A 10,636-nucleotide genomic window follows, 5' to 3' on the forward strand; every position below is an offset into this window, starting at 1 on the left:
CCGCCATGGACCGACGACGGGTTGCCGCCGATCGCCCACGCCGCCAGCACCGCCTCGCGCGCCTCGGGGCGCAGGGGCTCGGTGGCATTGGCATCCAGGGTGACGAACTTCCGTGTGACGGTCATGGGTCGGACGATCCGTTGGACACCGGGCGCGCACCGCGGGTTTGCCTCATTTATAGGCAGTCCCGCCGGCGCGCGGGGGTGGATGACGATTCCTGTGGCAATTCACATCCGCGCGTCGCTATACACACGGAAGCGCGAGTCGTAACCGTCAAGGTAAGGCTCGGGCCGCCGGACCGCAATGTGCGACACGCGCGTGCTGGCCGCGGCGTCGATCCGCAAGAGGGAGGTTCAGGGTATGGACGCGTCCATGTCGAAGTCAACAAAGGGCCGCCCGATCGTCGAGCGTGCCTCTCCCGTGACGACCGACTCCGCGCTGCGCCGCGGGCCCGATCATCGCGCATTGCACCACTGACAAACCGGCACGCCACCGCATTTCCGTCACCCGATATCGTTCGCGTGTCGGTCCCGGCCATTCTGGGCGGGACCAGTGTCCAGGGCGTGCTGTCTTTCTTTCACCGGCGCCGGGCGGGGCATCGCCCAGCGCCGAGACTGCGTTGAAACTCGCGGCCGTCATGCCAACGGGACGGCCAGGAATATCGCGGGAACCCAATGCCTGAGGTCATGTTCGCCGGCCCTGACGGTCGGCTCGAAGGTCGCTATCACCACTCCGCCGAGCCGAATGCCCCGCTCGCGCTGGTCCTCCATCCCCATCCGCTGCATGGCGGGACGATGAACAACCGCATCACCTATGCGATGTATCGTTCCTTCGAGAAGATGGGCTTCTCGGTCATGCGCTACAATTCGCGCGGCGTGGGTCGCAGCCAGGGCCGGTATGACGGCGGGATCGGCGAGATCTCGGATGCCGCCGCCGCACTGGACTGGATGCAGATGGTCAACCCGAATTCGGGGACGCTGTGGATCGCCGGTTATTCGTTCGGCGCGTTCGTCGGCATGCAGCTTCTGATGCGCCGCCCGGAAATCACGGGCTGGATCAGCGTGGCCCCCCCCGCCAATCACTATGATTTCGGCTTTCTGGCCCCGTGTCCCTGCGGTGGCCTGATGATTGCCGGTGGCGCGGACGAACTGGTGCCCGAGCCTGCGGTGCACAAGCTGGTCGACAAGCTGAACACCCAGAAGGGCGTCAGCGTCGATTATCGCATTTTCGACGGTGCCGATCATGTCTTCGCCAACCATGCGGAGCAGGTTTCCGACGCATTGGAAGACCACGTGACCACCATGATGTCGCGTCGTTCACTGGCGCTCGCCGCCGACTGAGGCGCGGCCGCACCCACAAAAAAAGCCCGGGGGAGTGATCCCGCCGGGCTTTTTTGTTATACGGCGTCCCGTCAGCTCCGGACAAACGCAAGAAGATCGGCCTTCAACCGCTCCTGGTGCGTCACCACGAAGCCATGAGGCGCCCCTTCGTACACCTTGAGCGTCGCGCCGGGGACCAGTGCGGCGGTCAGCTTGCCCGTGGCCTCGAACGGTACCACCTGATCGTCGTCGCCGTGGATGACCAGTGTCGGCACATCGATCTGCGCCATGTCGGGCCGGAAATCAGTGGCCGAGAACGCCGTGACGCATTCGATCGTCGCGCGGAGCGAGGCCAGCAGCGCGATCTGCTGTGTCTGCCCCAGAACGCCGGCGGAGACGGTCTGCCCATGGTTGGTGCCATAGAAGATTGCCGAGAAATCCGACAGGAACTGGGCACGGTCGGCCTCCAGCCCGTCGCGGATCCCGTCGAACACGGCCGGCTCCGGGCCGGCCGGATGGTCGGCTGTCTTCATGAACAGCGGCGTCACCGCGCCCAGCAGCGCCAGCTTGGCAATCCGTTCCGTGCCGTGGCGGGCGATCAGCCGGGTGACATCGCCGCCGCCCATCGAAAAGCCGACCAGAATGACGTCGCGCAGGTCCAGGGCCGTGATCAGCTCATGAATATCGTCGGCGAGGGTGTCGTAGTCGTAGCCGTTCCAGGGCTGGGACGACCGCCCAAACCCGCGCCGGTCGAAGGCGATGGCGCGGTAGCCGTTGCGGGCGAGGTGAAGCATCTGGCTGTCCCACATATCGGCATCCAGCGGCCACCCATGGCTGAACAGGACGGGCTGACCCGCGCCCCAGTCCTTGTAATAGAGCTCGGTGCCGTCGCGCAGGGTGAGTGTCGTCATGGGGAGATCTCCTGTGTTCTGAAGGTGGGCTATGGAAAAGAGCGTCCCGCGGTCAGGACCGCGCCGTGCGGCCGCGCATCGGCAGGCGCAGGGCAAGCGCCCCGCTGCCGGCGACGCTGAGGGCCAGAAGGCCGCCCGCGATGCTGATGTTCTTGTAGAAGTGGATCATCATGTCGCCCCGCACGGCACCGTCCATGGTCCAGAACGCATGGCCGATGAAGCCGGTCGCAAGGGTATAGAGCGCCAGCGCGATGGCCACGGGCTCGATCAGCACGCCGGCGGCGATGGCGATGCCGCCGCCGAGTTCGGCCACCACGGCCACCAGGGCGGCGAGGCCGGGGAAGGGCGCGTGAAGCTGGGCCATGTAGCCCACGGTGGCCGAGAAGTCAGAAAGCTTGCCCCACCCCATCACCAGGAACAGCGTGCTGAGCGCGAAACGGGCGACAAGCAGAAGCGGGGAGCGAACGGAAGAGGGGATCATGGTCGGCGTCCGATACGTGCGAGGTGAGAGAACCCGGCACCGTGTGGCGCCTTGATCCTGACGGTATCGGCGTTCAGATCGGGCATAAACAGAAACAAAGGAATTTAATTGTTTCCATTTATTGGTATATCGCGACGGGTGCGGGCGCGGTTTCACCCCGTACGCCGCCGTGCTAGAGCAAACCTCGTCAGGTAGAACGAGGTTTTGGCGGTCATGCCCAAGAGCGATTTCCTGCGCGAGGCTCAGGCGCGCGGTTTCATTTTCCAGTGCACCGATCTCGAGGCACTCGATGCGGCGATGCTCGCCGGGCCCGTGACCGGCTATATCGGTTTCGATCCGACGGCCGACAGTCTGCATGTCGGGTCGGCCTCGCAGATCATGATGCTGCGCCTGTTGCAAAAGCACGGCCATCGTCCGGTGGCCCTGCTGGGCGGTGGGACGGCCAAGATCGGCGATCCTTCGTTCCGCGAGGAAGCCCGCGCCCTGATGACCGACGACCGGATCGCCGCGAACTTGCGCGGGATCGAGGGCAGCCTGCGGCAGATGATGCGTTTCGGCGATGGGCCGAGCGACGCAGTGCTGGCCAACAACGCCGACTGGCTCGACAGACTTTCCTATATCGAGTTGCTGCGCGAGGTCGGCGTGCATTTCTCGGTCAACCGCATGCTGGCGTTCGATTCCGTGCGTTCGCGGCTGGAGCGCGAACAGGGGCTGACATTCCTCGAATTCAATTACTCCATTCTCCAGTCGTTCGATTTCCGCGAACTCAACCGCCGTTTCGGCGTCACGTTGCAGATGGGTGGCTCCGACCAGTGGGGCAACATCGTGTCGGGCATCGATCTGGTGCGTCGCACCGACCAGAAGCAGGTGTTCGGCCTGACCTCGCCCCTGATCACGACGGCCTCGGGCGCCAAGATGGGAAAATCCGCGTCGGGTGCGGTCTGGATGTCAAAAGACAAATTGCCGGTGTTCGATTACTGGCAGTTCTGGCGCAACACCGAGGACGCGGATGTCGAGCGCTTTCTCAAGCTGTTCACCGACCTGCCGCTTGAGGAATGCGTTCGCCTCGGTCAGCTGGAAGGTGCGGAGATCAACGAGGCGAAGAAGATCCTCGCCACCGAAGCGACCGCCCTGTGCCATGGTCGTGCCGCCGCCGAGGAGGCCGCTGAGGCCGCGCGCCGGACGTTCGAGCAGGGCGCTCTGGCCGACGCGGCCCTGCCCACCCGTGAGGTGCCGGCGGCAATGCTGGCCGACGGTGTTCCGGCGTTCCGTCTTCTGGTCGAAGCGGGACTGGTGGCCAGCAATGGCGAGGCCCGGCGCCTTGTCCGCGGCGGCGGCGCGCGCCTGAACGACCAGCCGATCACCGACGAGGGACGCGTCATAGGCGCCGTCGACCTGATCGACGGCGTGTTGCGTCTGTCATCGGGCCGGAAACATCATGTGTTGATCAAGGGCGTCTGACACCCCGAACGCGGCTGTCGCGGGGGGCCACTCGGGCACCCCGCGCCACGCTGGTCAGAGCGGGGCGTAGATCGCGCCCAGATAATCGGGTGTGCCGTCGATCCGCCGCAGATGCGGATAGCGGGGTCCGTCATGATACGGAATGGTCACGTTCATGACGTGATCGGCCGCCTTGACCACAAGACGGATGTCCTGCTTCGGGTTCGTGTGCGCGTCCTTGATGGCGTGGCGCAGACGGTCGTCGGTGTAGGCCATGTCGTTGACCGCGATGATCGTCTCGCCCGAGGTCAGACCGGCCTTGTAGGCGGGGCTCATCCAGTGCATGCGCGTCATCGTTCCGTCTTTCTTGACGATCATGCCGAGCGAGAACGTGACGTCCACCATGTGCATCTGCTCTTCGCGCGCCTTGATGAACGATGTCGGTTCGTCGGTATAGACGAGCGCGTAGCCGCCATTCTTCAGGCCATCGAGCGGCGCGTGCGGCTGGATCGTGTCCAGTCGGTCATGAAGGAATTTCGCCCAGTCATAGGGCTGGACGTTGTTCAGCGCGGCGACCACGTCATCGAAGGTATAGGGGCTGGTGACGACGCTGGCATTGTTGGTCGCGAAGAACGTGCCGGCGAAGTCGTTGAGCGACTTGCGGTTGTCGGACAGTTTGCGGATCAGCGTGTCGGCGTCCAGCCAGACGAGCTGACCCTCGACGTAGTAATCCTCCGACCGCTGCCAGTCACGCCATGACAGCGGCGTGCGCTGCGCGATAACCGGGTCGTTGGTGGTGTCCTCCAGCGGACGCCAGACGCGGCCGGTCTGGTTGTCGTAGGACGCGGCCATGTACGCCAGGGCGTCATAACCCTGCTCCTTCGTCACAAGGCCCGAACGGGCGGCCAGCACGTTGCCCCAGTACTGCGTCTGGCCTTCATAGACCCACAGCAGGGAGCCGCGTTGCGGTGTGTTGAAATTGGCGGCCCAGAGATCGGCGGGGCGGCGATACTTGCCGTTCCACGAATGGGTGTACTCGTGGGCCAGAAGATCGCGCTCGGGAAAGGTCTTGTCCCACTCGGTGAAATATCCGGGATCGGCGGCGTTTTCGCTCGACTGGTGATGTTCAAGGCCGATCATGCCCAGCTCATCCGTCAGGGCGAGCAAAAAGTCGTAGTGGTCGTAATGGTGCGATCGGAACAGGGCTGTGGCCTGCTTCACAAGCGCCTTGTGCGCCTCGATCTGCTCTGGTTTGGCGTTCAGGGAGTCCGGGTCGTCGGCCATGACATTCAGCGTCACGGGCACATGATCGGGGCCGGTCAGGTCAAATTTGCGGAAATAGCGGCCAGAGTACAGCGGGGAATCAACCAGTGTGTTGTACGTCGTGGCGTTGAACCGTGTTTCGTCGCCGGGGGCGGGCGAACGCAACGCGGTGCCGATCTGCCAGCCATGCGGCACCTTCACGCTCGCCTCGACCGGGATACCGCGCGTGAAATAACCGGCCGGATAAAGCGAGACCTGGTCCCACTGGACGTTGACCATCGATGGCGTCATGACGACCCGGCCCTCCTTGGGCGTGACCGGTGTCAGGATCTGGAAGTGCAGGTCGAGTGTCGCTGTTGTGGCTGAGACCGGGATGTGGAAGGCGGCAACATTGACCGTGTCGCGCGTCCACGCGATCGCCTTGCCGGCGGCCTCGACCCGAAGGCTGGCCAACTGTTCGATGACCCCCGTTGGCGAGTGGTCACCAGGTATCCACATCGGATACAGCACCACCATCTCGCCCTTCTGGGCGGCCTCTTTCGGGACGGAGATCGTCTCGTGTACCGACAGGACATGATGCGCGGTGTCCGTCGCGTCGACCGATACGGTCAGTGTGCCGGGAAACGGCGTGTCGCGCGGCTCGGCGATGGTCGGCGGCATCGGCAACGGCGCGGGCTGAGGCTGGGCGAAGGTGGGCGAGACGAGGGCGCTGAACGCGCCCAGGGTCGTCAGAAGGCGCAGACGTGACATAAGGCGGACATCCCTGGCTGGGGTCTTCGGGTGTCCCAGCGGTACTCATCTCGGGCTGATCAGGCAAGGGAGGACGCCCGTATGGCGCGGCGTCCGGACGGGCGGTACGCCGCGCGGTGCTGCCTACAGCCGTTTGATGCAGCGAAAGCCGATATGCGAGGTGGGGCTGTCGGTCGCCTGCGGATAACGCGCCGCCGGCCGATAACGGCGGCAATAGTTCGGCGCGCACAGGTGCGAGCCACCCTTGACGACCTTGCGCGGCGTGCGCAGCGCGGGCGGCATCGAGGGGTCGAGGCTCTCCTCCCGCGTACCCGGCCGCGTCCGAGGGGGACCGCAGCATGCGCGCTCATCGGTCGTCCGGGTCGTGAACCAGTCCGTGGTCCATTCCCACACATTGCCGATCATGTCGTGCAGGCCATAAGGGTTCGCGGGAAACGCACCGATCGGCGACGTTCGGGCAAAACCATCCTCCAGCGTGTTCTCCCACGGGAAACGGCCCTGCCAGTAATTCGCCATGAAGTGCCCGCCCGGGGCGAGTTCGTCGCCCCAGGCGTACTCCGCGCCTTCGAGGCCGCCCCTGGCCGCATATTCCCACTCCGCCTCGGTCGGCAGCGCCTTGCCCGCCCAGTGCGCATAGGCCTGCGCGTCCTCGTAGGCGATCTGGACCACAGGGTGGGTGGCCCGATCCTCGATCGTGCTGTCGGGTCCTTCGGGGTGACGCCAGCAGGCACCGGCGATGAAACGCCACCACGCGGCGGGCTGGCCTGGCGGTACGGGGCCGGGCGGTGACACGAATACGGCCGAGCCCGCCTGTGCGTCGGCGACCGACAGGCCGGGATAGGCGTCCGGATCGGGCGGCGTTTCGGCGAAGGTGCGATAGCCGGTCTCTGCGACGAAGTGGGCGAACTGCGCGTTCGTGACGGGATGTTCGTCGATCAGGAAATCATCGACCTCGGCCACGCGTCGCGGGGCTTCCTCGGGATAGTGGCGGTCCGAGCCCATCAGAAAGCGGCCGCGGCACAGGCGCACCATGGAAGAGGCAAAGGTCGGGGACATCACTCGTCTTGTGCGTGCGCGGCGGTCGTGCGCGTTGACAACGGCCTACTATACTTCAAAACGTCGCGTCTGTCCGCCCTGCACCGTGAGAAGCATTTGTGAGAACACCCATCACCCGCCGCGCCCTGCTGTCCGCCGGCGTCTCACTGTCGGTGTGGCGCGCCACGGGCGGCCGGGCCGCGACAACCGATCCCGCCCGTTATCGGTCCCGGCGGCCGAATATCCTGTTCCTGCTGGCCGATGACTGGTCTTGGACCGGTGCGCGCGACCACGATGATCTCGCACTGCAGATCCCGACCTACCGACGATTGTGCGAGGAGGGCGTGCGCTTTTCCAACGCGTTCGTCGCCTGTCCGTCCTGTTCGGCGTCGCGGGCGTCGATCCTGACGGGCCAGTGGCCGTGGGAGCTTGCCGAGGGGGCCAATCTGGCCGGCACGCTGGACGCGCATTATCAGGTCTATCCGGACTTGCTCGAACACAGCGGCTATTTCGTCGGCATGACGCGTAAGGGCTGGGGACCGGGCCAGCTTGCGCCGGGGCACCGGACGCAGAACCCGGCCGGACAACACTATGACGATTTCCGGACCTTCCTCGCCGAGCGTCCGGAGGGCGCGCCGTTCTGCTTCTGGTTCGGCAGCCACGACCCTCACCGGCCTTATGAGATCGACCGTGGAGCGCACGCGGGCATTGAGTCCAGCCGCTTCACCGTGCCGCCCTATCTGCCCGACGTGCCCGAGGTGCGCGGCGACATGGCCGATTATGCGTTTGGGGTCGAGCGGTTCAATCGCGACTGCGGGGCGTTGCTGGCCCAGCTCGAAGCCACGGGCGAACTGGATAACACGCTGATCGTGATGACGGGCGACAATGGCTGGCCGTTTCCCCGCGCCAAGGCGTCGCTTTATGACTCGGGGCTGCATGTGCCGTTCGTGGTGCGCTGGGGCGGGATCGACCGTCCGGGGCGCGTTGTCGATGCGATCGTCAGCACGACCGATCTGGCGCCCACGTTCCTGACGCTCGCCGGTGTCGCCATTCCGCGCGACATGGTCGGTGCCAGCCTGCTGCCGTGGCTGGACGGGGAGGGGACATGCCCTGACCGGTCCTATACGCTGGCGGGCATGGAGCGCCACATGGATGTCCGGCAGGTCATCGGCTGGGGCTATCCGATGCGTGCGATCCGCACCAGGGACTACCTCTATATCCGTAATTTCGAGCCGTCGCGGGCGCCGGCCGGCGTCGCCAGCCAGCATCCGCAGACGACCGACAGCCTGACGCGCAACGTCTATGCCGGCTATGGCGATATCGATCAGGGACGGTCGAAGGCGTATATCGTCTCACATCGCGACGATCCGGCGGTCAGGCCCTACTTCGATCGTGCGACGGGGCTGCGCCCGGAGCGCGAACTCTATCGGATCGCGCAGGATCCTTACGATATGACCAATGTCGCGGCGTTGCCGGCCTACGCGGCGATCGTCCGGCAACTGGACGACGAACTGAACCGGGCTCTCCGCCGCACCGGGGATCCCCGGATCGAGGGGCAGGGCGGCGTGTTCGATCATTACCCCACCTATAACGATCCCGGATTCAAAAGACCCGACGTCATCTGATCGCGACGCGGTAACGACGGCCCTACAGCACGCCGGTCCACAACGCGCGCTCGTCCCCACGGGGGTCGGACTGAACGTCGGAGCGGGCGTTGAACACCATGGTCTGGCGTGTCGTGGGGTCGTAGGACGGCCAGACCACGCCACGATCGGGGCGCAGGTCCTCGATGAACGCGATCCAGCGGGCGTGCATTTCGCGGGCAAGGTCGGGCGCGCGCAGTTTCGGCCCGTTGACCAGCCGCGTGACGTGGCTATGGGTGATGTCCCAGACATAGGCCAGTTCGGCGGCATGCGGGGCGAGCCCGACGAAGTGCCCCCGGGCGGCGGGCGTGTCGAACCGGTACATCCACACCGCGCCCCCCGCGGCCCGCTGGGCTTCGGCGACACGCAGCGTCGGAATCCAGTATTCTTCGGCCGTCAGCAGGCGCCAGTGCCGCTCCGCCGGGTCCATAGCGGGGAAATGCGCGTCGTAGGCATCCTCCATGCGCGGCAGGTCGTCGGGGTTCATGTTGGCCACGTCGCTCCGGCGCGGGCGTTCGGCCGCCCTGTTCGCGGGCAGGAACAGGTGGCTTTCGTCGGCGTTGCTGCCGATCAGCAGCGGCAGGTCGCGGATCGCGCCGGCCTGCACCGCCGCCAGCGGGGATGTTTTCAGAAGCTGACCGTCGACGACGCTACGAAACGGAAACCGGCAGGGCGGCGCGGCGAGAAACTGTTCCTGTGCGGCCAGAAGGCGCGTCGCCGACTGTGTGCGCAGCCGCGCGGCCTCCCGATCGGGGTCGAGACCGGCCGTGGCGCAGAAGGCGCGTGCGTTGCGCGTGGCCTCATCGGGTGAAAACACCGTCTGTCCGCCGCCACTTTCCATGATCAGCCCGTGGCACAGACCGCGCCCTTCGGTCGAGGTCGCGACGGCGAGGACATTCTTGGCGCCGGCGGACTCGCCGCCGAGGACGACATGGCCGGGGTTGCCGCCGAAGGCGGCGATGTTGTCGCGCACCCAGCGCAGCGCCGCGATCTGATCGGTCAGGGCCGCATTGCCGCTGAGGGCATAGGGCGCGCCCAGAAGATCGTGCAGGGCCAGAAAGCCGAAGGCCCCTTCGCGATAGTTCAGGGTCACGCAGACGATGCCCGCGCGGGCGAATGTCGCGCCGTCATAGGCGGTGGAGGCCGATGTGCCCCCCACGTTGCTGCCGCCATAGATCCACACGAACACCGGCGCCTGATGCGCGTTCTCGGGTGCCCAGACATTGAGCGTCAGGCAGTCCTCGGCAATCGGCATGCCTTCGCGCAGGCGTACACCCTGCACGGGTGACGGGCCGAAGGACATCGCCGGACGCACGCCGTCCCATGTGGGCGGCGGTGGCGCGGGCCGGAAGCGACCCATGCCGCGCACGTCGCCCGCATACGGGATGCCGCGAAAGGCGACCACGCCGTTGTCGCGCACGCCGCGCAGACGCCCCTGGCCGATCTGGACCAGATCGGGCGAGGTCCCTACCGCGCAGGCGGCAAGGGGTGCTGCCACCGACAGGCTGCCGGCGTGCAGGAAATGGCGGCGCGACAGGCCGTGGCGCGGGTTGGTCATGGTCTCTCCTGTTACAGACGGGCAGCCTATGCCATTTCCGCGACTTGCCAAATGCCGGGCGGTTGCTATCGCTGTCGCCAGATGTCCGTGATGGGAGAACTGGTTCGATGCCATCTTTTGCACGCTGCCTTGCGCTGCCGCTTGTCGTTGTGTCGGGCGTCCTTGCCGCACCCTGTGTTCGTGCCGCCCCGCCGGAGACCGCGCCGGCTGTGCCCCCGCCGTCACCCGCTGCGCCC

Annotated in this window: 8 protein-coding genes; 3 read left to right on the forward strand and 5 right to left on the reverse strand. The window is 66.0% G+C overall.

The window, feature by feature from the left end; all coding sequences use genetic code 11:
- Positions 1–674: 674 nt before the first annotated feature.
- Entirely contained in the window at positions 675–1,340 is a 666-nt protein-coding gene (locus tag HUK82_RS11850) for an alpha/beta hydrolase (RefSeq protein ID WP_176614160.1), read from the forward strand.
- 71 nt (positions 1,341–1,411) lie between these two features.
- On the opposite strand, the gene HUK82_RS11855 is transcribed toward HUK82_RS11850, so the two are convergent.
- Both HUK82_RS11855 and HUK82_RS11860 read right to left on the reverse strand, forming a co-directional pair.
- Positions 1,412–2,230 carry an alpha/beta fold hydrolase gene (locus tag HUK82_RS11855; protein ID WP_176614161.1) on the reverse strand — a complete coding sequence of 273 codons (819 nt, stop codon included), beginning with the start codon at positions 2,228–2,230 and terminating at the stop codon, positions 1,412–1,414.
- 52 nt (positions 2,231–2,282) lie between these two features.
- The gene (locus HUK82_RS11860; protein WP_176614162.1) at positions 2,283–2,711 is read right to left on the reverse strand and encodes a DoxX family protein; all 429 of its coding nucleotides are present in this window, start codon (positions 2,709–2,711) and stop codon (positions 2,283–2,285) included.
- Between the two features lie 213 nt (positions 2,712–2,924).
- On the opposite strand from HUK82_RS11860, the gene tyrS reads away from it, so the two are divergent.
- On the forward strand, positions 2,925–4,172 hold the full coding sequence (gene tyrS, locus HUK82_RS11865) for a tyrosine--tRNA ligase (RefSeq protein ID WP_176614163.1): 1,248 nt from the start codon (positions 2,925–2,927) through the stop codon (positions 4,170–4,172).
- A 54-nt stretch (positions 4,173–4,226) separates the two neighbouring features.
- Here tyrS and HUK82_RS11870 read toward each other — a convergent pair whose 3' ends face one another.
- Together HUK82_RS11870 and HUK82_RS11875 are read right to left on the reverse strand one after the other, a co-directional pair.
- A complete protein-coding gene (locus HUK82_RS11870) occupies positions 4,227–6,164 on the reverse strand; it encodes a M61 family metallopeptidase (protein ID WP_176614164.1) in 1,938 nt (645 codons plus the stop codon).
- A 123-nt stretch (positions 6,165–6,287) separates the two neighbouring features.
- On the reverse strand, positions 6,288–7,220 hold the full coding sequence (locus tag HUK82_RS11875; RefSeq protein WP_212647972.1) for a formylglycine-generating enzyme family protein: 933 nt from the start codon (positions 7,218–7,220) through the stop codon (positions 6,288–6,290).
- Positions 7,221–7,318: 98 nt separating this feature from the next.
- Between HUK82_RS11875 and HUK82_RS11880 the strand changes: the two genes are divergently transcribed.
- A complete protein-coding gene (locus HUK82_RS11880; protein WP_176614165.1) occupies positions 7,319–8,824 on the forward strand; it encodes a sulfatase family protein in 1,506 nt (501 codons plus the stop codon).
- 22 nt (positions 8,825–8,846) lie between these two features.
- Here the strand turns inward: HUK82_RS11880 and HUK82_RS11885 are convergent, their stop codons facing one another.
- Positions 8,847–10,400 carry a carboxylesterase/lipase family protein gene (locus HUK82_RS11885; RefSeq protein ID WP_176614166.1) on the reverse strand — a complete coding sequence of 518 codons (1,554 nt, stop codon included), beginning with the start codon at positions 10,398–10,400 and terminating at the stop codon, positions 8,847–8,849.
- Between the last annotated feature and the right edge of the window lie 236 nt (positions 10,401–10,636).

Origin of the sequence: Ameyamaea chiangmaiensis (assembly GCF_013376175.1) — a bacterium.
Lineage (GTDB): Bacteria > Pseudomonadota > Alphaproteobacteria > Acetobacterales > Acetobacteraceae > Ameyamaea > Ameyamaea chiangmaiensis.

What these genes read in the sequence shown, in the direction of transcription:
- HUK82_RS11850 (WP_176614160.1), top strand. Translation starts at nt 675, where the DNA reads ATGCCTGAGGTCATGTTCGCCGGCCCTGACGGTCGGCTCGAAGGTCGC.
- HUK82_RS11855 (WP_176614161.1), bottom strand. Translation starts at nt 2,230, where the DNA reads ATGACGACACTCACCCTGCGCGACGGCACCGAGCTCTATTACAAGGAC.
- HUK82_RS11860 (WP_176614162.1), bottom strand. Translation starts at nt 2,711, where the DNA reads ATGATCCCCTCTTCCGTTCGCTCCCCGCTTCTGCTTGTCGCCCGTTTC.
- tyrS (WP_176614163.1), top strand. Translation starts at nt 2,925, where the DNA reads ATGCCCAAGAGCGATTTCCTGCGCGAGGCTCAGGCGCGCGGTTTCATT.
- HUK82_RS11870 (WP_176614164.1), bottom strand. Translation starts at nt 6,164, where the DNA reads ATGTCACGTCTGCGCCTTCTGACGACCCTGGGCGCGTTCAGCGCCCTC.
- HUK82_RS11875 (WP_212647972.1), bottom strand. Translation starts at nt 7,220, where the DNA reads ATGTCCCCGACCTTTGCCTCTTCCATGGTGCGCCTGTGCCGCGGCCGC.
- HUK82_RS11885 (WP_176614166.1), bottom strand. Translation starts at nt 10,400, where the DNA reads ATGACCAACCCGCGCCACGGCCTGTCGCGCCGCCATTTCCTGCACGCC.